This window comes from Streptomyces sp. NBC_01294 (genome assembly GCF_035917235.1).
In the GTDB taxonomy this organism is placed as follows: domain Bacteria; phylum Actinomycetota; class Actinomycetes; order Streptomycetales; family Streptomycetaceae; genus Streptomyces; species Streptomyces caledonius.
Genome location: NZ_CP108423.1, coordinates 3,603,469 through 3,628,502, shown reverse-complemented (window position 1 = coordinate 3,628,502; position 25,034 = coordinate 3,603,469). Strand labels below are relative to the sequence as shown.

The window sequence follows — 25,034 nt, the reverse complement described above, 5'->3', positions numbered from 1 at the left end:
ATTCGCCGAGCCAGCCGCGGGTCAGCAGGTGGTGAGGCAGGTAACCCGATTATCTCCCGGTGAAAAATGGCGGTCGACGATGACGGTTACGTGTCGAACTCGCCCAGCCAGGAACGGTCGAGGAGGCGGAGCGGAAGGTAGTCGGACTCGACCTCGATCTCCAGGCCCGCGTCGTACGCGAGACAGGCGATGGCCAGTGGGGCGAGGGCTAGGAAGCCGGCGATGTCGCCTGCGCGCTCAGGGGTGTTCCAGTAGGCCTTGTGGAGTTCCAGGGCTTCTACCAGAGCCCGGTTGAACCCTGCCTCGTCCTTACGCAGGAATTGGTAGAAGAGGTTGATCGGAGGGTAGAGAACGTACTGGAGCAGGTCACTGGGCACGTTCGTCGCGGTCTCCGGGTGGGACTGCTCAATGGCTGCCGTCAGCTTCTCCAGCAGACCGGGCTGCTCGTGCCAGTACGTCTGGAGGGCGTCGACCCAGTGATAGACGTACTCGTCGCCCTCGGCCCCGGAGGCCCTCAGCAGATCGAGCGGGACCCGGCACATCTCGTTCATGCGGGGCTGGTCGCGACAGATGATCACGAACCACAGAGTCGTCAGCCAGTTGCCCGCGTTCGCGTAGAACTGCGGACCGGTTGCTGCGATGGTCCGCATCTCGTGCGAGATGCGCGTCTCGATGGACCCCTCCGTTGCGGAGGCGGCGGCGAAGGCCGCCGAGCCCACCTGCATGGCGGAAACCGTGGCGTCCCAGGTGCCGAAGCGATTGCCGGTCGGGTTCAGCGCCTGGTGCACCTGAACCTGGAGGAGCGCCTCGTTCAAGGCGGTGCCGACGGTCGTGGGTGAGCCGTCCAGATTCTGGATGCTCGTCCCGAACGTCGCGGCCAGGTGCGCCGTGGCGTGCTTCTCGACTGCGGGTATGGGGTGCCGCTCCAACGTCATCGTCATGTGGTGAACTCTCCCACCCATGAGTGCTGGACCAGGTACTTCGGCAGGCGTGCGGACTCGGCCTCGATCGGCATGTCAGCGTCGTACGCCATGCACGCGATCGCGAGCGGGGCCAGCTGGTTCACCCGGTCGTTCTCCCGGCAGATCGCGGCCAGGTAGAAGGCGGTGAGCCAGTTCCCGGCGTGCAGGTACTCCTGTGGTCCCGTCGCCGGCAGGTTCTTCACCTCGCCGTTGACGCCGATGCGGCACGGGACCGGCCCTCGGTGGCCACGGCCGAGGCGAACAGCGCGGAGCCCACCTGCATGGCCGTCACCCAGGCCTCCCACGTCGTGAACCGGTCCGCGATGGGGTCGGCCAGACAGTGCCCCTTGGCCGCGGCCAGCATGAGCGGCAGGGCGTCGCGCCGGGCGTTCGCGGATGCCTCCATCCCTGCCAGGGCCTCCGCGGCGCTCGCGGTGACCGATGCCAGGGCGTCGGACGCGTTGTCCGTACGGAACTCGTGGCGCGCGGTCACGTGTCGAACTCTCCTGCTTTGCGTCGTCGGTCCGAGGCGTCGAGTGCAAGATGAGTTCCGCCTGCGGCGGATGAAGCCATCCCGCCCCGTCGCCTTGATGACATAGCGGTAGCCGCGGGGTGCGTCCAACCGTGCCCGGCGGGGACATCGTGGTGTCATCGGGGAGCCTCACGGCCTCCGCCAGAGCGGGCTGAAGCCGGCCCCGTCCCCGTGGACGAAGTGGCGGAACGCCGCACGCGACCACAGGAACGGTCACTGGTCATGTGTGCCTTACGTGGGGAACTCGCCGATCCAGCTTCGGTTCAGGAGCTGAAGAGGGAGGTACTCCGACACCACGTCGATGGGGAAGTCACCGTCGTAGGCGAAGCATGCGATGGCCAGAGGACCGATGGCCCACAGGCCGGTGACGTCGAAGTCGCGCTCCTCTTGGCTCCAGTACGTCTTGTGCAGTTCGAGCGCTTCGGCCAGAGCGGCGTTGAACCCGTCGTGGTCATGCTTGACGAACTGGTAGAAGAGATTGATCGGGGGGTACGAGATCTGCTGCAGCCAGTCCCGCGGGGCGATCCGCACGGTGTCAGGGTGGGATTGCTGAAATGCCAGCGTCAACTCCGCCACCATGTCGCCCTGCCGACGTGTCCAGTACGCCTGAAGCGCCGCCACCCAGTGGTACAGGTACTCGTCGTGAACCGCACCGGACTCGCGGAGAGTATCCACTGACACTTCGCACAATTCGGTCATGCGCTTCTGGTCGCGGCAGATGATGGCAAACCAGAACGCGTCGAGCCAGTTCGGTGCGTTGGCGAACTGCTTGGGACCGACTGCCGGAAGTTGCCGGATCTCGTGGTGAATCCGGGATTCCACGGTTCCTTCCGTAGAACCCGTCACGCGGAACAGAGTGGAACCCACCTGCATGGCGTTAACCACGGCTTCCCAGGTGTCGATGCCAGACCCGTCGGGATCCACGGCAGAACGAGCGGAAACGCTGAGACGAACGGAATTCCATAGTGCATCGATCATTCGCGGAGAACGCTCCAGGGATTCGATACCCTCGATCGCCGAAGCTGTCCTCCGCTCCGCGTAGCTCTCGTCATCAGGTCCTGCCGCGCCGTGACGGTGAACAGTAACGGTCACTCGATCTCCCGGATGTCGAACTTCTGCTTGGTGTAGCCAGTGTACGTCCCTGCATTGTCCTGTCCCCTGACCGCTACGTAGTCAACGCGCCCTTCATCAAGCGCTGTACGGAGAGCCGCGGCAAGGGTTTCATCGCTCTTGAATTTCGGGTTTCGACCCCTCTTCTCCATTTGATCCAGGATATCGAGGAAATAGGTACGGGAGCCCTGAGAATAGCGGGCGCCGTTGACGGTCCGCTCGCCTATGGGGGTGTCGACATGGCTCTTCGCCTCGACGACGATGTACCTGTCGCCCTGCTGCCATACCTGGTCGAATTGATCCCTTCCGTTCTTCGGGCCATGCAGCGTGTGCTCGGTGGCATTTGGGTAGGACTCGGGAATCATGTGCTCGCGCGCGATGGCCTCGCCGTACAGCTCGCTCGCCTTGGTTGCCTTGGCGTGCGGATCCTTGTGCGCCGCCGCCGCCTTGTCGTGCGCAGCCTGCAGATCCGGGTTGGTCGGGTCGCGCTTCAAGTCCGTCCGGGCATCGCCGTGGGCGTCGTGGAACGGCTTGTCGTTGGCGATGGCGTCGTGACGCGCCTTGGCGAGGTCGTTGAGCTTGGCCACCGCTTCCGGCGTGGCCTTTTCGGCGGCACGCTCGATAGGTGCCGCGTCGAGGTAGTCGGGCTTCAGCGGGGGCGCGAGGGCTGACTTCGCAACGAAGCTGCCATCGGGAAGCTTCACGAGCTGTGGCGGGACCAGCCTGGACTCGTCCGCGATGATGGTGCGCAGGCGGTATCCATTGTCGCGGTAGTAGGCGGGGCGGTATCCGGGCTCGTTGTTCGCCCGCCAGACCTGGTGCTCCATGATGGTCTGGCGTTCAGCATCGGTGTACTTGCGCGGGTCGTCCTTGTACGGAGGCGTCTGGCTGGGGTCCGTGCTTCGCCCGGCCCCGTTCCCCTGCGTGGACGCGTCATCGGCCGAACCTGCCCCGCCCGCTGCTTCGTCACTCGCCCGAGCGGCGTCGTCGAGGGCGTCCAGGCCGGCAGTTCCCGGGGGGATGCCGTTGTCGGCTGAGGAGCTGCCCGGCAAGTCGCGGCCGCCGCCCGCGCCAGGGCCGTCCCCGTGGCTGCCTGTACCAGTGCCGTCTGTGTGGCGCGCGGTCGATGGGGTGTCCGGGTGGCCGTTCGGGCCGTCGCCGTTGCCGCCGCGGGGGGCGTTGTCCAGGTTGTTCGTGGGCATGTTGTCCGGGGCGTGGCCGCCCGGGGTGCCGTGGTCGCCGACGCGGGCCGTGGGGGTGGTGTCGACGCCGCGCGGGACGTGCGTGCCGTTGTCCATCGCGTGGACCGGGGTGGAGATGTCGGAGCCGAGGCGGATGGCGTTGTCGCCGCCGCGGGCGGCGACGCCGGCCAGTTCGAGTTCCGGGACCCTGGCCGTGGACGGGGAGTCGACCTTCGGGGGGTCGACGCGCGGGATGTCCGCGCCGGTGTCCGGGGAGGGTTCCTGCTTGGCGGCCTTTCCGCTCTGGTCGAGTGAGCCGTCGGCCTTGTAGATGTTGCCGTCGAGGTCCATGAACCGCGAGGTGCCGTCCGGCAACTTGACCGTGCCGGTCGGGAAGGTGGTGGTGCCCTCGGGCAGTTTGATGCTGCCGTCCGTGAGCTTGACTGCACCGTCGGGCACAGCGGTGCCGGAGGGGAGGTGGATCGCGCCGTCGGGGAGCATGACGGCGCCGTCGGGTAGGGCGATCGCGCCGTCCAGGTTGATGCTCGGGGCCTCGAACTTGCCCATGCCCTTCAGACCGGCCATGACATCGCCGATCTTGGAGAAGCCGGCGCCCGCGCCCTTGAAGATGTACGTCATCGGGTCAACGGCCCGGCCGGCCTTGCCCGCGAACGACAGCGCCTTGGCGACCGCGCCGGCCTTGCCCGCGCCGGAGACCGCGCCGCCCGCGCCACCGGTGAACACCGTGGTCACCACGTTGAAGGTGACCGCACCCGCCGCGCGGCCCGGGTTCGAGCCCCACTGGTCCCAGGCGAGGAGGGCCTTGCCCGTCTCCTTCATCGCCGTGCGCGACTCCCGGAGGTAGGACGGCAGTTTGTCGTCCGGAAGTGCCATGAACACCGCACCCGCGCCCGGGATCATCATGATCCCCAGGCCGGTGCCCAGTTTGCCGAGGCCGGCCCAGGACTGCTTGAACACGTCCCAGCCCTGGAGCCCGACCAGGCCGCCGAGGCCTTTGAGGGTTCCCCACACGCCGTCGACGAAGAAACCCTTCGTGAACTCCCAGCCGTGCTCCCAGAACTGCCAACCGGGTATGGACTCCTCCACCGCGTCACCCCACGGCAGGGACTTGGCCTGCTTGAGTGCCTCGGCGTCATAGCCGTACATGTCGGGGGCGTTGGAACCGTCGTTGACCCGCAGCGGCTTGCCGCCGACCAGAGCGACGATCTTCGCGTGAGCGGCCCGCTCCACCTCGTGGAACTGCTCCCACACCTCGGCGATCTCGTTACGGCGGGCGAGGTTCTCGTCGATCAGATCGCCGTCTTCACGCCACTTCTCGTCCTTGTCCGTCTTCGTGCGGAACGCCTGCGCTTCCGCCTTCAGATTCTCCAGCCTCTTGATGACCGGCGCGGCATCACGCGAGTACGTGCCCAGGGCCCCGGCGATCGTGCACATGTCGGAGCTGAGTTTCAGACCCAGATCCTGGACCGGCTTCGTCGTCGCGAACAGCTGGTCTGCCTCCGGCGCCTGATAGAAGGCCTGCAACCCGCCGAAGCTGGTGTGGACGTCCGACGTCGCCGTCGAGACCGCCGCCCCGCCCGACGAGATCGCCTTCACCTGCGCGTCCAGCACCGCCAGATCCCCGGTGAAGACCGGCACCTCCCCCGGATCGACCGGCGCGTTCCCGCTCACTGCTTGCCCCCCGGCTTCTCACGCAGGACGTCGAGGTTCACGGCCCTGGCCGCGTCCTGAGCCGCCTTGGCCTGCTCCAGATCGCCTTCCAGGTACTCGTTCGTCGCCTTCACCGCGCCGAGGATGCACGCCTCGATCCGCTCGGCCATCGACTTCAACTCCGGCTTGCGCGCCGTCAGATACTCACCCAGCGCGGCCGCAACCGGACCCATCGCCTTCTGCGGCGCCAGGAAAGCCTGACCGGGAGCCGGAGCCGCACCCGGAGCCAGCGGACCCTGCGGACCCATCCCCGACTGCGAACCCGGAACCGCCGTCCCCGCAGCCTGCGCCGCCTCCGACATCGCCGTGAGCAGAGCGTTCAGCGCCTTCTCCAGCTCACCGGCGTTCCCGCCGACCGTCTTCAGATGACCCTGCACACCCTGCGGCTTGATATCCCACGACGTCATAGACGACCCACCCCCGTGTACCCGACTGCCCTACCGCCCTGCTGCCCCGCTGAAACGATCCTGCTCAGCCGATGTTGTCGACCGCGGTCTTCGCCCGCTGCAGCGTCTGCCGCGCCGTGACATCGTTCTTCTCCAGCGTCGAGTTCAACAGCCGGATGATGTTCTTGACCTCCTGCGAAGCGTTCTTCCAGCGCAGCTCCTTGGCGTGGTAGTCATCCGCCACACCATCCGCCGCGAAGTCCGACATCGCAGCCGACACCTGACCCTCACGCGCCGCGATCACCTGCTCCAGCCGGCCGATCACCGCCTTGATACCGCCCTGCACCTCCGTCGAGGCACCCACGTCATACGCGCGACGGTCCGTCCCACCCGTACCCATCACAACCACACTCCCCGTGAAGAAAACCCAGAACGAAGACTCAGAAGAAGACCCGGACGAAGATCAGCGGCCCGAGAAGCGGGCCGCGTCGAAGTTCGCCGCCCCTTGCTGCTGCCGCGCGTTCTCACCCTGCTCCTGGTCACCCGACCCGAACGCCTGCTCCATCCCCGACTGACCACCCAGGATCGCCGCCAGCGAAGCGTTCAACTCCTTCGCGATGTCATCCGCACGCAGCTTGAACGAGTCGAACGCCACCTTGCCCTGCCCCTGGAACTTGCCCTCCAGCGGCTGCGCCGCAGCCACCAGCTGCTTGATCAACGTCCCCAGATCCGTATTCGAATCCCGCGACCCCGACATCAGGTTCGACAGAACCTGCGTCCCCATGTCGAACTTCATCCCACACCCCCGCACTCACGAACGATCGTCAGTATCCCATTTTCGCTCAACTCACGTCGCAACTGCAACCGGTAACGACCCAGCTGTGACTCACTCATGACAAACCGCCAGGCATCTTCACGACCCCTTCAGATGCCTCGTCAGCTGCTCGAAGTCGCTCCACCCCGACAGGTCCGACGGGTCCCCCGGCAGCGGGTAGTAGTAGGCGGGGCGGGCCTTCGGCCCCAGCCGCACCGGCTGTTCGGCCAGCGGCGTGCGCCGGGCGCGGTCGTCCGGCATCCGGCGGACCTCCTCCGAGCCCAGGACGAAGGCCAGCGGCACGCCCGGCCCCTCGAAGCGCGGCGGCACCAGCAGGTCGCGGCGCGCTTTGCGGAGTTGTACGAGCATCGACTGGAGGTGGTGGCGGGTGACGAGTGCCTCCGCGGTGCGCTGCAGGGCCTCCAGCGGCGGCTCCTCGTCGGCGCCGTAGCCGAGCGCCAGCGTCACGTGCTCCTCCACGCCCGCCTTCGTACGGCTGATCCGCACCGTCGCGAGACCGGGCCGCCCGGGGCTGCCCACCACCACGAACCACGTCGGCTCGGGCGCCCGCGCGTGGGCGACGTCGGTCAGCCGGCCCGGCGACCAGGGCAGGTTCGCGGGCTCGGCCGTTCCCCACCCCGCCGGGGGCTCGCCGGTCAGCTCGCGCCACACCGTCTCCAGGGCCCCGCCGAGCACCAGCCGGTCGTCCGCGGGGTGGATGGTGCGGAAGGTGAGGGCCAGCTGCCGTTCGCCCGTGTTCACGACTTCCTGGTACGAGGCGGCGACCGGGGTCCGCGGGTCGTCCTCGGTGGCGTCCGGGGACACCACCGTGGCGAACATGCCCTCCTGCCAGCGCAGTACCGCGCCCGAGAGGCCGTCGTAGTAGCCGTCCCGCTCGTCCTGCACGATCCACCGCGACGGCCAGCCCGGCATGTTCGCCAGGACCGCCGGGGACAGCAGGGTCCCGGGCGGGGTGACGACCTGCAGGCCCCGCTCGGCCGCCGCGGCGGCCCGGAAGGCGTCGGAGAGCCAGGCCGTCATGGCGACGACCGGGCGGTCCATGATGACGACGGCGACGCTGCCGGTCAGCACGTCGACGGCCGGCTGCGCCGCGGCCGGCGTGGGCGCGACGCCGACCCCATCGGTCTTCACCACGCCCAGCGACTGCGTCGCCTCCGGCGGCCAGGCCGTCCCCCCGGCCAGGGAGACGAGGCGGGCGGCGAAGGTCCCGGCCAGGCGCTCGGCGTCGGGGACACCGGTGGTGGCACGGGCCTCCGTCCACCAGTACGGAACGCGCGGCGGGGCAGCCCCGAGCAGCCGCTCGGCCTCGCCCTCGACCTGCACCAGCATCGGCGCCTCGACCGAGACCAGCGGCCGCCCCTGCTCGTCGCAGAGCTGGATGACCGCTCCCTCGCCCGTCGCGTTCACCAACTTGTCCGGGCCCCCGGAGAGGAGGCCGACGAGTACCGTCCACGGCTCGGGCATCCGTGGGGTGAGGGCTATGACGTCCTTGGTCATGTGGTCGTGGGGTCCTTCGCAGGTCGTCGGTTCGGTGGGGCGCCCTTCGCGTGCCCTCCGGGCGCCACCAGGGCGCTTTGGGCGCTATTCAGGTGTGGACACGGTCTGGATCAGGCGGTTCGACTGGCCCCTGCGGATCAGGACGCCGCGGCCGGCCGGCTGCTGGGAGGCGTACACGCCGGGGAACAGCTGGCCCTCGCTGCGGTCGCCCGCCATGACGACGGCCGAGGCCCCCGATTCGCGCAGGGCCTGCACCAGCGGCTCGTACATCCCGCGCGAGGCGCCCGCGACGCGGCGCGTGAGGACGAAGTGCAGGCCGATGTCCGCCGCCGACGGGATGTACGGAACGAACGGGGCGAGCGGCGACTGCCCGGCCGTGGTGAGCACGTCGTAGTCGTCGACGAGGACCACGATCCGCGGCCCGCCGCCCCAGCTGCCCGGCTCCAGGTCCTCCAGGGGCGCGCTGTCGTCGGGCAGCCGGCGCTCCAGCTCGGTGGCGATGCCCGCCGCCAGCCCGGCGCACATCTTGGTGTTGTACGCGTAGCCGCCGTTGAACTCCTCCGGGACGACGCCGCGCAGGCTGCGCCGCGGGTCCATGATGGCGAAGACCAGCTCGTCCTCGCCGTAGCGCTCGATGAGGCCGCCGGCGATGGTCTTCAGCAGGTTCGTCTTGCCGCACTCGCTGTCGCCCATGACCAGCAGGTGCTGGTCGTGCCGGAACAGGTCGAGGAGTACGGGCGCCAGCGCGCTCTGGTCGAGGCCGATCGGCACCCGCTGGGGCTCGGCGACCGGGCCCGGCAGCACGTGCGGCTCCAGCAGGTGCGGCAGTACCCGTACCGGCTGGGCGGACTCGCCGCTCCACGTGGCGCGGATGGTACGGGCCGTGCGCTCCAGGACGGCGCCCAGTTCCGCGGTGTCGGCGAGCCCGTCCGTGCGGGGCAGCGCGACCTGCGCGAAGAGCTTGCCGTCGGTGAGGACGCGGCCGGGCTCGTCGGGCGACAGGGTCTCGGCGAGCTTGCGCTCGATGCTGGTCTCGCTCGGGTCGTTGAGGCGCAGCTCGACGCGGGTGCCGAAGTTCGACTGGGTCGCGATGCGGACGTCGTTCCAGCGGAGCATGCCCGCGACGACGTGGATGCCGTAGCCGCCACCGCGCTTGAGGATGTCGACGACGGCGTCGTCGAGGTCCTCGAAGTCGTCGCGCAGCGCGCCGAAGCCGTCGATGACCAGGACGATCTCGGCGGAGGCGAGCTGCGGCAGCCGGCCGGCCGCGTGCAGGGTGCGCAGCTGCTCGACGGAGTCGATGCCGTGGTCCCGGAAGAGGTCCTCGCGGGTCGCGAGCATGTTCCGTACCTCTTCGACGGTACGGGCCGCGCGCTCGCGGTCGGCGCGCCCCGCGATCCCGCCGACGTGCGGCAGGCCCGACAGGGCCTGGAGGCCGCCGCCGACCAGGTCGAGGCCGTAGACGCCGACCTCCTGCGGGGTGTGGGTCAGCGCGAGCGACAGGACGAGGGTGCGCAGCAGGGTGGTCTTGCCGGACTGCGGGCCGCCGATGACGGCGGCGTGGCCGCCCGCGACGGTGAGGTCGAGGTACCACTCGCCCTGCCACTGCCGGGTCGGGTCGTCGAGCAGGCCGAGCGGCACCGCGAGTCGGCCCCGCCGCGCGGTGAGCTGCATGCCGCGCGGGCCGACGTCCAGCGGGCCGGCCACCGCGTCCAGCGGGATCGCGTCGGGCAGCGGCGGCAGCCAGATGCGGCGCACCTGCCCGGCGGCGTTCTCCAGCTGCTCGACGACGACGCCCAGCTCGGTCGGCCCGCTCTCGCGGCGCCGGGCCGAAGGCTCCTGCGCGCCCGCGGTGTCCGGCTCCGACAGGGTGTTGAAGGCCTCGTACTCGAGCGCGAGGGGTCCGCTGTCCTCGTCCTGGGCACGCTGCACGGGGCCCCGGTAGGCACCGGACACGTAGCTCGCCTTGAAGCGCTCGTAGTGGCTGGTGTCGACCTTGAGGTAGCCGAAGCCGGGCAGCGGCGGCAGGTGGAAGGCGTCCGTGGTGTCCAGGACCGTACGGGACTCGTCGGCGGAGAAGGTGCGCAGGCCCAGGCGGTACGAGAGGTAGGTGTCCAGGCCCTTGAGCTTGCCGCCCTCGATGCGCTGGCTGGACAGCAGCAGGTGGACGCCGATGGAGCGGCCGATCCGGCCGATGGACAGGAACAGGTCGATGAAGTCGGGCTTGGCCGTGAGGAGTTCGCCGAACTCGTCGATGACGACGAAGAGGTGCGGGAGCGGCTCCAGATCGGGCCGGCGGTCGGCGCGCAGCGCGGCGTAGTCACCGATGTCGGCGATGTTGCCCGCGTCCTTGAGGACCTGCTGGCGGCGCTTGACCTCGCCGGCGAGCGAGGCGTGGACGCGCTCGACGAGACCGGCCTGGTTCTCCAGGTTGGTGATGACTCCGGCGACGTGCGGCAGGTTCGCGAAGGGCGCGAAGGTCGCACCGCCCTTGTAGTCGACGAGGACCAGGGCGAGGTCCTCCGGCGGGTGCGTCGCCACCAGGGCGAGGACGAGGGTGCGCAGGAGCTCGGACTTGCCGGAGCCGGTGGCGCCGACGCACAGGCCGTGCGGGCCCATGCCCAGCTCGGAGGATTCCTTCAGGTCCAGCAGCACCGGCTCGCGCGAGTCGCTGATGCCGATGGGCACGCGCAGGAAGGCGCGCTCCCCGCGCGGGGCCCACAGGCTCGGCAGGTCGAGGCGGGCCACGTCGTCGATGCCGAGCAGGTCGGCGAAGTCCACGGGGCCGGACAGCGGGGCGTCGATGAGGGATTCGGCGGACAGCCGCAGCGGGGCCAGCATCCGGGCCAGGCCCTCGGCGAAGGGGATGCCGACCTCGTCCACGATGCCGTGGGCGCTGATGGGCTGCTCCTCGCGCAGGTCCTCGATGAGCACCTGGTCGCCGTCGACGGTGATCCGTACGCCGACGTGCCCCGGCTCCTGGATCCGCTGTTCGAGCAGGTGGAGGACGGTGACGCCCATCTCGCGCAGGCCGACCGCGTCGTCGGGACGCGGCAGGTCGACGGCGTCCTCGCCGTGGCCGTCGGTCACGACGAGCAGCCGGGACGACATGGTCAGGGCGTCGCGGCCGGACAGTCCGCGGCGCACCTCGGCGGCGTACGAGGCACGGCGGCGCAGTTCGGGGCCGATCTGCCGGGCGAGCTGGGCCGCGGAGGGGGCGATCCGGCGGGCTGCGACGGGGCCGTCGAGCTGCTCGGTGTCGAGCAGGTGCGGCATCCACTTGGCCCATTCCCAGTCGGGCAGCCGGTCGCCGGGGACGGCCAGCGCGATCGCCACGTCGTCGGGGGCGTGCAGGGAGGCGGCCTGGACCAGCAGGGCGCGGGCGACGCGCAGGCAGTCCTCGCGGGCGCCGACGACGCTGATGTTGCCGACGCGGTCGAGCGGGACGGTGAGCGGGAGTTCGGTGCCGTTGCGGAAGCGGGCCATCAGCGCCGAGGCCTCGTTGAGCATGAAGCGGTCGGGCGGGGTGAGGACGGTGGAGCCCTGCTGGCCGATCTGCAGATCGCGTACGGGCATCTCGCCGGTGCCGACCCGCACGCGCAGGAAGTCCCCGTCGACCCGGCGGCGCTCCCACAGCCGGGCCGGGTCGCGGACGATGTCGTACAGGGCGTGCGGCGGCGGATTGAGCACGTCGGCGTGCTCCCCGCGCTCGCGCTCCTCGCCGGCGAGCTCCTCGCGCAGGTCCTCCAGGTAGGCGAGGTAGGCCTCGCGCTGGGTACGGCGGGTGCGCTGGGCCTTGCCGCGCTGGGAGAAGACGAGCGCCACGGAGCCGACGATGGTGACGACGAGGATCAGCGCGCCGAGCGCGGCGAACTGGCTGTTGCGGACGACCGTCATCATCACGACGGACGACATGACGCCGGCCACGGGCAGCAGCGACATCGCGATGTTGCCCGCCTTCCCCTCGGGGAGGTTGGGCGGGGCCTCGATGGTGCGTGCGGCGGATGCGGCCGGGGGCCGGACGGTCCTGGCCGGGCGGTGGATCAGTCGGGTGCTCATCGTCGTCGTTCGCCAATCGGGCGCGGGGGCGTCACGCGCGGGCTCGTCACGGTCGGGCTCGTCACGGTCGGGCTCGGCATCTCGGTCAGTGGCGTTTCTGGGAGAGCTGGAAGACCTCCGCCGCCAGCCGGGCCGCGGTCTTCCTGGTCGAGTGGGCGAGCAGTTCGGTACGGATGGGGCCGCCGGCCGCCAGGTGGCGGTCGTACGGCAGGACGTGGACGGGCGTCCCGGTGGCCTCCAGGGCGCGGACCGCCTTGGAGAGGTCGATCCCCGAGTGCGGGGCCTGCTCGGTGAGCACGACGACCGTGCCGGCGATCACGTGCGGGGGCAGGCCCCGCATCCACTGGAGGACCGCGTGGGTGCTCGCGACGCCGTCCAGGGTCGCGGGGGTGGCCAGGACGCGGGCCTGGGAGGCGGAGAGCGCCACACGGGCGACTTCGGCGGGAAGCGTCTCGCAGTCGACGACGGTCACGCCGAAGTAGCGGCGGAGCGCGACCATGGCCCGCTCGTAGGACCGGGTGTCGAGCATCGCGCCGATCCGGCCCTGGCTGCCGGGCAGCAGCCAGGCGTTGTCGCGGAGCTGGACGAGGTAGCCGGTGACGTCGAGCAGCGACATCTGGGGCTGGACGATGTCCGCGACGTCGCCGGTCGTCCAGCGCAGGGACTCGGCGCCGAGGCGGATCGGCAGCGAGCCGAGCGCCGGGTCGGCCTCGACGAACAGGACGGGGTCCTGGCGGTAGTGGGCGTACGTGGTGCCGAGCAGGGCGGCGACCGTGGACTTGCCGGCGCCGCCTCGGATGGAGGTGACGGCGATCTGGCGGCCGGTGGTCACCGGCTGCTGGAGCATCTCGGCCGAGCGGGTGGCCGAGGCGACCTCGCGGGCGGCGGATGAGGAAACGATTCGGCGTACGGCGCGGGTGGCGCGGGCCGCGAAGGCCTCGCCGTGCCGGGGCCTGCGCACCGCCGCGCCGAGCTTCTCGTCGACCGCGGGCAGGGAATCGGGCGTCCGGCCGGCGTGCGGCGACTGCGGTACGCGACCCTGCGGGGCCGGGTACCCGCCGCCCGGGCCGGGCTGCGGGCCGCCGTGCCCCGCGAACCCCTGGGCGCCGGCGCCCTGCGGGGTCGCCCCGCCGGAGGCCTGGGCGCCGGGCACCTGCGGGGGCTGCGCGGCGGCCGGGCCCTGCGCAGGCTGCGGGGTGGCCGGGGCCGGCCCCTGGGGCGGCTGCTGGGCGCCGGCGGGAGCCGCGCCAGGGGACCCGGCCGGGGCCTGGGGTGGTGGCGTGGCGCCGGACCTCAGGTCGCGCAGGACGTCGCCCTGCCAGTTGTCTCCGTTCGGCATGTCTGCCCCTGCCCCTCTTCTACCGACCTGCTGCCCCGCCCGGAGCGGCCGCGCGTTGACTCAGAACTTGTTGAGCAGCTGCCCGTACATGCCGAACACCCCGACGGCGAGCGGGAAGAGTCCCACCATGCCGATCGATTCGATGAGGTCGGCGGTGCGCCGCAGCCGGACCTGGACGTGCTCCGGCGGCTGGACCGCGAGGACGACCAGCGGCAGCAGCGCCGCCACGCCCAGGACGGCGAGCGGTCCGGCTCCACCGTCGTGCTCGGTCCACAGCATCACCAGGCGTACGGCGAGCAGTGCCGCGGCGGTGGACAGCGCCACGACCTCGGCGACCAGCGGGAAGGCCCGGGCCCTCGACAGCAGCACCACGGCGACGAGCACCGGCAGCGTCACCGTCCACACACTGGGCTTCCCGGCGAGCGTCAGCAGCCAGCCGGCGGCCGCCGCCGAGACCGCGGTGGCGATCGTCGCGAGGGCGAGCCCGCGGTGCGTGGCCGCGAGGGCGTTGCCGACCTCGTGGCGGCTGACGGAGGCACCGCCCGAGCGGCGGTCGTCGAGCGCGGTGAGCCCCGAGGCCATCAGGGCGAGCCGCGGCAGCATGCCGAGCAGCACCACGGAGAAGACGGCCATGACCGCGCCAAGCCGCGCCGGATCGTCCTGGACGGCGGCAACGGCCAGCCACAGGACGGTGATCAGGGTGGTGGCGGCGGCGCCGATGAGCCCGCCGCGGCCGAGCGGCGAGAAGTAGCCGAGCAGCACCTGCGTCAGGACGACCGAGCCCGAGACGGCGGCGAGCCGCACGATGCCCGACCAGTCGTGGGCGTCCGCGGCGGTCCACGCGGTGAGGACCCCCAGCCCGCCGGAGGCGAGCAGGAGGGCGGTCGCCAGACCGCGGTTGCCCTGCCCGATCCGGGCGACCAGCGCGCCGACGGCCATCAGGACGAGCGTGACGACCGTGAGGGCGCCGGCGAGGGCGTCGAGTGCGAACTCGCGGCGGGCGAGCAGTGCGGCGGTCACCATGAAGGCCACGGTCGCCACTCCCGCGCTGCCCCGCCGGGCGGCGGGACGCCAGCGCCAGGCCTGGAGGTCGAGGTCGTCGGCCACCAGGTCGGTGACGTCGTGGACCACGGGGGCGGGCGGCGCGGAGTGGGTCCTGACGAGCCGCAGGACGGCGCCGTCGGCTATGCCGGCCGCCGCGAGCGTGCTGTCGTGCGGCACCACGGAGCCGTCCGACGTGATCAGCTGACGGGTCATCGGGCGCGATGCGGCCCGGTCGTCGAGCAGATGCAGGATGTCGGGGAGCAACTGCCCGATCGGAGTGTCGGAGGGTAGGACGATGTCGGCCCGGCGCCGCTCGCCGACCAGGGTCACCCGGCTCAGTTGCGCCCGGGAAGTCGTTGCTGTGCTCACCACTTACGGGAACCTATCATCGCGGGATGGCGACCTTTCGGGGCCGAGGAGACATGGCTTCGCCGCCGGACGGTGGACTCTGACGGATCCGCACCACTTCTGCTTCCGTCTCCACGACAGCCGTGACAGTCACGACGATCACGACTGCGGAGACAGTGACGACTGCGGTGCCTGCGACGGTTGCGACGGTTGCGACCGCGCGGGCTGGGGCGACTTGGCCGGCTTGGGCGACCCGGACGTGGACGTGGACGTCTGCGAAGGCTGCGTCGGCTGCGGAGACTTCGCGGGTGGCGACGGCTGCCCGAACTGCTGCACCGAGCCCTGCCGCTGCTTCTGCTGTTCGGCCTTCTGCTTCGCGAGGGTGTGCTGGATGAAGGACCATCCGACGCAACCCGCGCACAGGACGGCCGCGATGGCGATGCCCGCGAAGAGTTTCCCGAGCCGCTCGTCCGCCGTGCGCCTCGCCCGCTGCACGCCGAACAGCAGCGCGTCCCGCGTCCTGCGGCGGCGTACCGCCACCGACTCCAGAAGCTGGCTGTCGTAGTCCCGTGTCATCCGTCGTCCGTCGCCTCGGTCTCGGCTCGTCAAGCGCCGACAACCGCTCCGGAGCGCGGTTGTGCGCGTGTGCGGCTTTCGAAGTTCCCCGTGTTTTGCCTCTGCAACATAGAGCATGGACATGCCTTGAGCACACCCAGGAGGGTGACGTCAGGGGCTGGGCTCCTTGGGGTCGCCCGCGAGGCGGACGGTGCTCATGATGCGCATGACGAGGGCGTCGTCGACGGCGCCGGGCACGCCCGTGCGGCCGTAGAAGTCCCATGCGACCAGGTCGCCCCGGGAGTTCTTGAAGCCGAAGACGACCGCCTGCCCGTCACCGGCGCACCGGTTGGGCTGCGCGGCCCCCTTGGAGCGGGCCTTGACGTAACTGCCCCGGACTCCGGACTTCGTCGTGAACTCCTTGGGCTTGTCCCACGTGACGACGCTCTTGTCCGGCTGGGTGTAGGCGGCGTAGACCCAGGTGGGCGCGCTCTTCTCGGCGATCTCGGCGGTGTCCTTGGCGCCGGAGGCCCCCTTGGTGCCGGTGTTGCCGAGCCGGACGTCCGTGACCTGGCCGTCGCCGTTTGCGTCGATGCTGCACCACTTGGACTTGTAGAGGGCGGGTGCCGTGTGCCCGATCAGGACCTTGTCGGGGTCCTTGCGGTCGGTGTGCCCGCTGAAGACGTCGGGTGAGAGGACCTCCCACTGCGGCGGGACGTCGAACGCCGTGCCGTGCTTGGGGTTGATGACGGTCTTCCAGCCCGCGACGAGCGGCTTCGCCGGGTCCGCCGCGGCCGCCGGCGTACGGTCCTCGTCGGCGCGGCCGACGAGCACGGCGGCGGTGACGGCGGCGCCGGCCACCACGGCGGCCACTGCGCAGACGGCGATGACGACGGTCCTCTTCCTCCGCCTTCTCCCACCGTCGGTCCCGGGCGCGGGCGGCGGCGGTGACGGGGGCGGGGGCGTGGACGCCGGATACGACGGGAAGGAGGAGAAGGACGAGAAGGGCTGCGGCCGCTGCTGCCCCGAAGTGCCGTCCATCGGTTGCCGGTACGGGTTGTACGGGTCGTCCACCGTGCCCCTCCTCGCTCGACTGCCCTGCTCGACTGCCCTGCTCGACCGTGTGCGTACGCGCCGGCCGGCCCGTCCCGCCCGGCTACTTGCCGAAGGACAGGACCGCGCGGCTCGCCTTCCTGGGATCCGGGCTGTAGACCCTGCCGTTGAGCAGGAACAGCCGTCCGCCCGCCCACGCGATGCGGACGTTGTGCGTGTAGAAGACGCCCTCGGCGCCGGCGGAGGCGGCCGGGCTGTGCAGAACGGGCTGCGAGGCGCCGTCGGCCGGTGCGAGGGAGACCACCGCCCCCGCCTCGCCGCTGCCGGGGGTGACGTACACGACCACCCTGCCGCCCTCGACCGCCAGCGGCCACATCGTGCGGCCCTTGGGCTGCTCGGCGGTGCGCCACCGCTCCTTGCCCGTGTTCAGGTCCACCGCGACGACCTGGTTGGTGTCCTCGATGCCGAGGCTGGTGCCGGGCTTGCCCGCGCCGATGTAGAGGGTGTCGGCGTCGGCCGCGGCGGCGTAGCACTCCTGGAAGCCGCTCGCGTTGCCGAAGCCGTTGCACCGGCCGCTGACCGCGAAGCCGGGGGCGTGCTGCGAGCGCACCTTGCCGTCGGCGGCGAACGCCGTGACGTTCCAGGTCTTCTTGTCCTTGTGGTGCGCGGCGATCACCAGCGGATCCATGGAGAGCATCCTGCCGACGGTCCAGTCCGGGTCGTACTTGTGGCTCCACTTGGGGCTGCCCGTGGCCGGATCCAGCTCCTGGACCATCGGCCGGCCGGACGCGCGGGCGTCGTTCGGGTCGGGGCAGTGGCGGATGACGACCAGCCGGGACCCCCCGGCGAACGCGCTCGGGTAGCAGCCGTTCGCGTTCCAGGTCCCGAAGAGCTTCCTGCCGTCGGTGACCGAGAAGCCGCTCATGACGGCCGACCGTGCGACGGCCACGGTGTCACCGGCGATCGCCATCTCGAACTCCAGCGCGGTGTCGTACTGGTTCTCCGGCGTCACCGCCGCCTTCCACCCCGCCTTGCCGGTGGTCAGGTCGATCAGCTGGAGACCGGTGCAGCGCGCCTTCTCCGAGGCGCTCTCCTTCACGCCCACGACCAGCTTGCCGTTCGCGGACGGGGCCGGCGGAACCCCGCACATCGCGGTCGGCAGCGGGAGCTTCCACTTCTCCTGGCCGTCGGCCACCGCGTAGGCGGTGAACTCGTTGGCGATCGCCTTGACCACCACGTCGCCCACCCGCCACGGGCCGTACTGCGAGGTTCCCGAGCCGGCGACCTCGGTCTGGTTGTCGCGCAGCCAGACCCGGGACTCACCCGGCCTGATGCCGGCGTTGGGGTCGTAGGTGTCGGCTCCCCCGCCGGGGCCCTTGCCGTCGCCCTGGTCGACCGAGGGGGAACCGGAGGGTCCGGCCGCTGTCCCGCCGTCCCGCGTGAACGTGCCGAGGCCGTCGCCGACCGTGAGGTACACGCCGCCGCCGATGACGAGCAGGACGGCCACCAGCGCCGCGACGACCACGGACGGCCGGCGCCCGGGGCGGCCGCCGGGTTGCGGATCGAACGCCGCGGGCGGCGGTCCGAAGCCGGGCGGTACCCGTGGGGGCGTGGGCGCGGCGCCGGGCCACTGCTCATCGGGTTCCGGCGGTGCGCCGGATGTACGACCGGTCATGGGGAGAGTGTCGCCCGAAAAGCGGTCTTTCTAGAATAGATTTTTAGACTACTTCGTCACCTCCCTCACCCCCTCCGGGCCCCGGTCGCCCGGCCGAACGGGCGGGGTTACGTTGGAATGTGGTGGTCCCCGTCTCGGCGGGTGAGGAGGCCGGGCATGACGACACGTGGGCGCGGCGCGGCCGCGGCGATGCTCGCCGTGGGCCTGGTCCTGGGGCCCGTGGGCGCGGGGTACGCGGGGGACGGGCCGGCGCCCGCACCGCCCGCGCAGCCCGCACCGGGCGTGACCGTCCCCGTTCCGGCACCCGTTCCCGCGCCCGTTCCGGCCCCGACCCCCGCCTCCGGGGAGTTCGCGCAGCTGACGCCCGCCGTGGCGCGGCAGTTGGACGAAGCCGTGCGCGAGGTGATGGCCGAGGCGAAGGTGCCCGGGGTGATCGTGTCCGTCTCGGCGCCCGGCAAGGGCGCGTACGTACGGTCCTTCGGGATCGCCGACAAGGCCACGGGCGCGCCGATGGCCCCGAACCTGAACATGCGGATCGGCAGCGTGACGAAGACCTTCACCGTGACCGCGCTGCTCCGGCTGGTGGACGAGGGGAGGATCGGGCTGGACGACCCGATCGGAAAGTACGTCGAGGGCGTGCCGAACGGCGACCGGATCACCTTGCGCGAGCTGGCCGGGATGCGGAGCGGTCTGTTCAACTACTCCGCCGACGAAGGGTTCTTCAAGGCGCTGACGAGCGATCCGTACCGGTCCTTCACCCCGCAGGAGCTGCTCGCGTACTCCTTCAAGCACCCGGTGCTGTTCGAGCCGGGCGCGGAATTCTCCTACTGCAACACCAACCTGATCCTGCTCGGGCTGGTGGTCGAGAAGGTCAGCGGAGACCCCCTCGCCGACTACATCGCCCGGGAAGTCGTCAAACCGGCCGGACTGGAGCACACGCTGTTCCCCGTCGGCGCGGAGTTCCCGAGTCCGCACGCCCACGGGTACACGAACCAGACGGCCTCCGGGAAGACCGAGGACGCCACCGACTGGAACCCCTCCTGGGGCTGGGCGGCCGGAGCGATGATCTCCGACCTCTCCGACCTGCGGTCCTGGGCCAGGACCCTTGCCACCGGCACCCTGCTGACCCCCGCCACCCAGGCCGAGCGGCTGAAGGTGGTCCCGGCCCTCCCGGGCGCGGGCTACGGGCTGGGCATCTTCAACGTCCAGGGCTGGATCGGGCACAACGGCTCCCTGCCGGGCTACGGGTCGCTGACCGTCTACCTGCCGGAGCCGCAGGCCACGATGGTCGTGCTGCTCAACACCGACATCGCCTACCAGGGCAACGAGCCCAGCACCCTCTTCGGCAAGGCGATCACCGAGATCGTGTCCCCCGGGCACGTCTTCTCGCTCCCCGCCCAGCCCGGACAGTGAGCACGCCCCTGCGGACCGGCCGCTCCTCTTCCTCCGCGCACAATGGTCACCGGCGCGCCGGACACCCCTGAGGGAGACGCACATGAACGGTCAGGCAGCACAGCAGGACATCCCGTCCGCGGCGGGCGACCCCGCGGGCGACTCCGCGGACACCGGCACGGGCGCCGGCGCCGGCACGGGCGTGGGCGTCGGCGCGGTCGTGGTCCGCGCGGCCGGGGAGGCGGACGTCGAGACGGCGGCCGCGCTGTTCCGCGGATACCTCGACTTCTACGAGGTGGACGTCCAAGACCCCGACGCCCCGCGGGCCTTCCTGGCGGAGCGCATCGCGAAGGACGAGTCCCTCGTCCTGCTCGGCGACGTCCCGGAGCTCGGCACGGTCGGCTTCGCGCAGGTCTACCGCGGCTTCTCCTCGCTCTCCCTGCGGCCCGCCTGGGTCCTCAACGACCTGTACGTCGCCCCGTCCGGCCGCCGCACCGGCGCCGGCCGGGCGCTGCTGCGCGAAGTGCTGCGCCGGGCCCGCGAGGCCGGAGTGTCGGGCGTGCAGCTGGAGACCGCGTACGACAACACCGTCGCGCAGGGGCTGTACGAGGCGGAGGGCTTCGTCCGCGAGGAGTTCCACGTGTACTTCCACGACCTGGGTCGAGGAACTCCCGGCCAGGAATGAAACATTCCCGCCCGCCGTCGCGTCAGTGGGGTGAGACGGACGCGAGGGGGAGTACATGCGGCAGGGTCGCAGAGACGGGTTCCGCGAGTTCGCGGAAGGCCGGTCGGGTCATCTGTACCGGTCGGCCTGTCTGCTGGCGAGCGGGGACACCCACCTCGCGGAGGACCTGGTGCAGGAGACCCTGGGCCGGATGTACCTGCTCTGGGGGCGGATCTCCCGTATCGACAATCCGGCGGCGTACGCGCAGACGGTGCTGGTACGGGCCTTCCTCACGCACCAGCGCCGCCGGTCGGCGGGGGAGCGGCCGGTCGGGGAGTTCCCCGACGCGGGTGCGGCGGCGGCCGGCGGCGCGGACCCGGCGCTGCGGCTGACGCTGCTGGAGGCGCTGGGACGGCTGGCGCCCAAGGACCGGGCGGTCCTGGTGCTGCGCTACTGGGAGGACCGCAGCGTCGAGGAGACCGCCGACGCCATGAACGTCAGCTCCGCGGCGGTCCGTACCCGGACCTCGCGGGCGCTCGCCCGGCTGCGTGAGCAGCTCGGCGGCAGCCTCGCCGCCTTCGCGGAGCTCTGAGACCGCCGGTCCGTCCGGATCCCTCGCCTCATCCCACCCTTGAATCGGAAGGTCTGGTTCCCCATGCCCTTTGAAGACGACCTCGGTGAAGCCCTCCGGCGTGCGGGGAACGGTTTCACCGCCGACCGGCCCGCCCTCGTGGACGCCGGAGAGCGGCGCGGCCGACGGATGGTGGCGCGCCGGCGGGCCGCCGTGGTCGGCGGATCCGTGCTGACCCTGGCCCTGATCGCGACGGTGGGCGCCTATTCCGGCGGTCTCCTCGGCGGACCCGGCGGCGCGAACGCGGTCACCGTCGCGGCGCCGCCGACCCCGCCGGGCGGCTCGGACGGGACGGACGGGAGCGAGAAGGATCCGCGGGCCGGCACCGGCGCGGTCACCGGCGCGCAGATGATCGCCCAGCTGGAGGGGCTCCTGCCCGACGGGCAGTGGACCAAGCTCGAGGCGCGGGGCACGGAAGACCAGGTCCCGATGGTCTCCGGCGTGTACGACGACGGGAAGGGCAAGGCGGCCGTCAGCCTCAGCCTCCAGCGGGTGGACCCGGGCGGCAGCCACGCCCGTGCGAGGACCGAGTGCGGGGACAAGCTCCTGCAGGGGTACGACGACTGCCGGACCGAGAAGCTGGCGGACGGCTCCAGGCTGCTGCTCCAGAAGGGGTACGAGTACCCCGACCGCCGGGTGGACACGAAGGTCTGGCGGGCCGTGCTCGTGACCCCGCAGGGCTTCGTGGTCGACGTGTCCGAGTGGAACGCCCCCGCCGAGAAGGACGCCCCCGTCTCGCGGCCCAACCCGCCGCTCAGCACCGCGCAGTTGAAGACCCTGGTCACCTCGGCCGTGTGGCACGCGGCGCTGGGCGACCTGCCGGCGGCCGAGCAGGAGCCGCCCCGGACGGACTCGGCGGAGTCGGCGCTCGCGCTGCGGGACCGGCCGGCCGCGCAGGCCCTGGAACAGCTGATGACCGGGCTCGGGATCAAGGTTCCGGTCGCCTCCAAGGGCGGGGAGAACGGGTACGGCTACCTCGTGCTCGACGACGGCAAGGGCATGTCCCTGGTCCAGATCAACGTGAGCAAGGGCGAGACCACCTCCCGCTTCCTGGGCGCCGGTGTCACCTCGCAGCCCGACGGCACCATGGTGAAGGTCTCGCAGGGGCCCGCGGAGAAGGGCAAGGGCGTCGTCGAGTGGACCGTGGACACCCTGCGCAAGGACGGGCTGCGCGTGGCGATCTCCGCCTACAACACCGCCAACCAGAGCGGAGCGCCCACCCGCGAGGCGCCCGCGCTGACGCTGGACCAGCTGAAGGAGCTCGCGCTCGCCCCGGCCTGGAACCGGACGCGCAACTAGCGCGAGCGAGTCATTTGGCGTCGGCGTAGCACTCCACGACCGCCGTCGTGAACGGGAACCGGACCGGGGTGTCGCCGAAGGCGATCCGGCCGGCCCGGTCGCCGGCGGCGCGGATCGCCTCCACGACGGCCCCGGCCTCCTCGGCCGGGCAGTGCACGATCACCTCGTCGTGCTGGAAGAACACCAGCTCGGCCCGCATTCCGACGGTCGCCTGCCGCAGGGCCGCGAGCAGCAGCAGGGCCCAGTCGGCGGCGCTGCCCTGGACGACGAAGTTACGGGTGAACCGGCCGCGGGCCCGGGTGTTGGTGGAGGCGTAGCTCGGGGTCCAGGCGTCGTCCCGGTCCCTGTCCCGGTCCCTGTCCCGGGGGAGCCCGGCCTCGCCCTCGCCCGCCCCCTCGGCCGGGTCGACGCCGCCGTCGCCCGTCTCGTACCCGTCGCCGGAGCCGGCGGGCGGCGGACAGGTCCGGCCCAGCCAGGTCCGTACGAGCCGGCCGTCCTCCCCGGCCTTCGCCGCGTCGTCCACGTACGCCACGGCCCGGGGGAAGCGGCGGCGGAGCGCGGCCAGGTTCTTCAGGCCGTCCCCGGAGGTCTGGCCGTAGACGGCGCCGAGGACGGCGATCTTGGCCTTGTCCCGGTCGCCGGAGAAGCCCTGGCGGGAGACGGCGGTGTAGAGGTCCTCGGGGCGGCCGGCCACCTCCATGAAGGCCGGGTCGCGGGAGATCGCGGCCAGCACGCGCGGTTCCATCTGGTCGGCGTCGGCGACGACGAGCCGCCAGCCGGGGTCGGCGACCACGGCACGGCGGATCACCTTGGGGATCTGCAGGGCCCCGCCGCCGTTGGTGACCCAGCGGCCGGTGAGGGTGCCGCCGGGGATGAACTCCGGGCGGAAGCGGCCGTCGTGGACCCAGTCCGCGAGCCAGCTCCAGCCGTGGGCGGTGTAGATCCGGTACAGCTTCTTGTACTCGATCAACGGCTCGACGGCCGGGTGGTCCAGCTCCTGGATCTCCCAGCGGCGGGTGGACTTGAGCTTGAACCCGGCCTCGGCGAAGGCCTTGACGACGTCGGCGGGCAGATCGGGGCGTACGCGGCGGCCGAAGGCGGCGGAGACGCGGTCGGCGAGCTCGGCGAGGCGCCGGGGCTCCCCGCCGCCCGCGTACCGCTCGCCGAGCAGCTCGGTGAGCAGGGCGCGGTGGACGTCGGCCCGCCAGGGCAGGCCCGCGCGGTTCATCTCGGCGGCGACGAGGAAGGCCGCGGACTCGGCGGCGGTGAGCAGCCGCATCCGGTCGGGGTGGGCGGTGGCGTCGAGCCGTTTCTCCTGGTCGGCGTGGACGGCGAGCAGGGCGTCCAGGGGGACGGGGGTGGTCGGCCGCGGATCGAAGAGGGAGTCCTGGGCGCGGGGGTCGACGGCGCGCTGCGGAGGATCGGGCGGTACGGGGGCGTTGTTGAGCCGGGCCCAGGCGGCGGCCGCCGAGCGGGGCTCGCCGGAGCGGCCCTCGTGGCCGAGGAGCAGCAGCTCGGCGTCCTCGATGTCGTGGCAGCGCTCGACGCGGGCGCCGGCCGCGAGCAGCCGGGGGTACACGGCGGCGGTGGACCGCCAGACCCAGCGGGTGCCGGGCGGGGCGGCCCGGACCGCCTCGGCGGGATCGCGGACGCGCATCCTGGCTCCGGGGCCGGCCGCGGGGTGCACGGGCGCGGCGTGCCACCAGCCGTCGCCGTCCTCGGCGAGGGCCCACCGGGACGTGCGGTCGCTCATGGGTGCGAGTCTCCCACCGCGGTCTGACAACCCCGGGCCGACGGGGCTGAAAGAACGTGCTCCGCCCCGGGCCCCGCGCCTCAAACGCCGGCGGGGCTGAAAAAAGGAGCGCCTCAAACGGCGGCGGGGCTGGGAGGAGCGCCGACGGGGTGGGAAGCGGGTGCGGTGGGGGGTCGGGTGGTGGTTGTGGTTGTCGTGTAGGTGTCCAGGGCCGGGTGCGGGGCGCGGGCAAGGAGGTGGCGGAGGGTGCCGCGGTCCGGGGTGTCGAGGAAGCCCGCCGCGATGGCCGAGTACGTGGCCACCAGCATCGGGGGCTGGAAGGGGGCCGCGTCCGGGCCGGACAGGGCGCTGCGGGCCTCGGCCAGGGAGGCGGGGGCGTAGCGGGCGCCCACCGCCGCGGCGAGTTCCGCCCCGCCCAGGGCGCGGTCCCCGACCAGCTCGTAGACCTGCCCGGCGTGTGCGTCGGGTGCGAGGGCCACCCGTATCGCCACCTCCGCCAGGTCCTCCCGTGCGACCGCCGCGAGCCGGCCGCCGCCCAGCGGGGCGGTGATCACCCCGTCGGGCCCCGGCGCGGCGAGCGCGCCCAGCAGCTCCGCGTACAGCCCGTTGCGCAGCACGGTCCAAGCCACGGCGGAGCCGCGCAGGCGGCGTTCGGTCCAGCGGTGCGCCAGCGCGTACGGCAGGTGGTCGCCCGCCCCGGTGAGGCTGGTGTAGACGATGTGCCGCACCCCGTCCCGCTCGGCGGCCGAGACGGCTGCCTCGTGCCGCGCGATGACCTGGTCGTCCTCGCCGTGACCGGCCGAGATGAGCAGCAGGGTGTCCACCCCGGCGAAGTCGAGGGAGCCGGGGGCGTCGAAGTCCACCCGGACCTGGCCGGGGCCGCCGTCCGGGACGCGGGTGCCGAAGCGTACGTCCGGCCGGTCCGCCAGCCGGCGTGCGATCAGTGAGCCGAGTCCGCCGGAGGTTCCGGTGATCAAAAGCATGGGTG

20 protein-coding genes and 1 pseudogene are annotated in these 25,034 nt (G+C 71.8%); 4 read left to right on the top strand and 17 right to left on the bottom strand.

Features of this window, described 5'->3' with window-relative positions; genetic code table 11:
- Positions 1-86: 86 nt before the first annotated feature.
- The 15 genes and pseudogenes from OG534_RS16305 to OG534_RS16235 all read right to left on the bottom strand — a co-directional run bounded on the left by OG534_RS16305 (position 87) and on the right by OG534_RS16235 (position 18,307).
- Complete coding sequence (locus OG534_RS16305; protein ID WP_326588783.1) at positions 87-941, bottom strand: immunity 49 family protein; 855 nt, start codon at positions 939-941, stop codon at positions 87-89.
- Positions 938-1,165 (bottom strand): hypothetical protein, encoded by a 228-nt coding sequence (locus OG534_RS16300; RefSeq protein ID WP_326588782.1) that lies wholly within the window; start codon positions 1,163-1,165, stop codon positions 938-940. Before OG534_RS16300 ends, OG534_RS16305 begins: the two co-directional genes overlap by 4 nt.
- Entirely contained in the window at positions 1,162-1,455 is a 294-nt protein-coding gene (locus OG534_RS16295; RefSeq protein WP_326588781.1) for a hypothetical protein, read from the bottom strand. The genes OG534_RS16300 and OG534_RS16295 overlap by 4 nt, the downstream gene beginning before the upstream one ends.
- Positions 1,456-1,725: 270 nt before the next feature.
- The gene (locus OG534_RS16290; RefSeq protein ID WP_326588780.1) at positions 1,726-2,586 is read right to left on the bottom strand and encodes an immunity 49 family protein; all 861 of its coding nucleotides are present in this window, start codon (positions 2,584-2,586) and stop codon (positions 1,726-1,728) included.
- Positions 2,583-5,477, bottom strand: coding sequence for a hypothetical protein (locus OG534_RS16285; protein WP_326588779.1), 2,895 nt, complete (start codon positions 5,475-5,477; stop codon positions 2,583-2,585). Before OG534_RS16285 ends, OG534_RS16290 begins: the two co-directional genes overlap by 4 nt.
- The gene (locus tag OG534_RS16280; protein WP_326588778.1) at positions 5,474-5,923 is read right to left on the bottom strand and encodes a DUF6507 family protein; all 450 of its coding nucleotides are present in this window, start codon (positions 5,921-5,923) and stop codon (positions 5,474-5,476) included. The genes OG534_RS16285 and OG534_RS16280 overlap by 4 nt, the downstream gene beginning before the upstream one ends.
- Positions 5,924-5,987: 64 nt before the next feature.
- A complete protein-coding gene (locus OG534_RS16275; RefSeq protein ID WP_326588270.1) occupies positions 5,988-6,302 on the bottom strand; it encodes a pore-forming ESAT-6 family protein in 315 nt (104 codons plus the stop codon).
- Between the two features lie 63 nt (positions 6,303-6,365).
- Complete coding sequence (locus OG534_RS16270) at positions 6,366-6,698, bottom strand: hypothetical protein (RefSeq protein WP_326588271.1); 333 nt, start codon at positions 6,696-6,698, stop codon at positions 6,366-6,368.
- Positions 6,699-6,815: 117 nt separating this feature from the next.
- Complete coding sequence (locus OG534_RS16265) at positions 6,816-8,234, bottom strand: DUF6177 family protein (protein ID WP_326588777.1); 1,419 nt, start codon at positions 8,232-8,234, stop codon at positions 6,816-6,818.
- An 84-nt stretch (positions 8,235-8,318) separates the two neighbouring features.
- The gene (eccCa, locus tag OG534_RS16260; protein WP_326588776.1) at positions 8,319-12,293 is read right to left on the bottom strand and encodes a type VII secretion protein EccCa; all 3,975 of its coding nucleotides are present in this window, start codon (positions 12,291-12,293) and stop codon (positions 8,319-8,321) included.
- 85 nt (positions 12,294-12,378) lie between these two features.
- A complete protein-coding gene (locus tag OG534_RS16255) occupies positions 12,379-13,632 on the bottom strand; it encodes a MinD/ParA family ATP-binding protein (protein WP_326588775.1) in 1,254 nt (417 codons plus the stop codon).
- 60 nt (positions 13,633-13,692) lie between these two features.
- Positions 13,693-15,048 carry a type VII secretion integral membrane protein EccD gene (gene eccD, locus OG534_RS16250; protein WP_326588774.1) on the bottom strand — a complete coding sequence of 452 codons (1,356 nt, stop codon included), beginning with the start codon at positions 15,046-15,048 and terminating at the stop codon, positions 13,693-13,695.
- Positions 15,049-15,312: 264 nt separating this feature from the next.
- Positions 15,313-15,600: pseudogene (locus tag OG534_RS16245) on the bottom strand (hypothetical protein); the annotation flags it as partial.
- A 150-nt stretch (positions 15,601-15,750) separates the two neighbouring features.
- Positions 15,751-16,653: a hypothetical protein gene (locus OG534_RS16240; protein WP_326588773.1), complete on the bottom strand. Its 903-nt coding sequence runs from the start codon at positions 16,651-16,653 to the stop codon at positions 15,751-15,753.
- An 82-nt stretch (positions 16,654-16,735) separates the two neighbouring features.
- Complete coding sequence (locus OG534_RS16235; RefSeq protein ID WP_326588772.1) at positions 16,736-18,307, bottom strand: outer membrane protein assembly factor BamB family protein; 1,572 nt, start codon at positions 18,305-18,307, stop codon at positions 16,736-16,738.
- 156 nt (positions 18,308-18,463) lie between these two features.
- On the opposite strand from OG534_RS16235, the gene OG534_RS16230 reads away from it, so the two are divergent.
- From OG534_RS16230 to OG534_RS16215, 4 genes are all read left to right on the top strand, one after another.
- Entirely contained in the window at positions 18,464-19,720 is a 1,257-nt protein-coding gene (locus OG534_RS16230) for a serine hydrolase domain-containing protein (protein WP_326588771.1), read from the top strand.
- An 82-nt stretch (positions 19,721-19,802) separates the two neighbouring features.
- Positions 19,803-20,384: a GNAT family N-acetyltransferase gene (locus OG534_RS16225; protein WP_326588770.1), complete on the top strand. Its 582-nt coding sequence runs from the start codon at positions 19,803-19,805 to the stop codon at positions 20,382-20,384.
- A gap of 55 nt (positions 20,385-20,439) precedes the next feature.
- Positions 20,440-20,955, top strand: coding sequence for a SigE family RNA polymerase sigma factor (locus tag OG534_RS16220; RefSeq protein ID WP_326588769.1), 516 nt, complete (start codon positions 20,440-20,442; stop codon positions 20,953-20,955).
- Positions 20,956-21,018: 63 nt separating this feature from the next.
- Complete coding sequence (locus OG534_RS16215; RefSeq protein ID WP_326588768.1) at positions 21,019-22,293, top strand: hypothetical protein; 1,275 nt, start codon at positions 21,019-21,021, stop codon at positions 22,291-22,293.
- Between the two features lie 10 nt (positions 22,294-22,303).
- Here the strand turns inward: OG534_RS16215 and OG534_RS16210 are convergent, their stop codons facing one another.
- Both OG534_RS16210 and OG534_RS16205 read right to left on the bottom strand, forming a co-directional pair.
- Positions 22,304-24,046, bottom strand: coding sequence for a bifunctional 3'-5' exonuclease/DNA polymerase (locus OG534_RS16210; protein WP_326588767.1), 1,743 nt, complete (start codon positions 24,044-24,046; stop codon positions 22,304-22,306).
- A gap of 113 nt (positions 24,047-24,159) precedes the next feature.
- On the bottom strand, positions 24,160-25,029 hold the full coding sequence (locus OG534_RS16205; protein ID WP_326588766.1) for an NAD(P)H-binding protein: 870 nt from the start codon (positions 25,027-25,029) through the stop codon (positions 24,160-24,162).
- Positions 25,030-25,034: the final 5 nt, after the last annotated feature.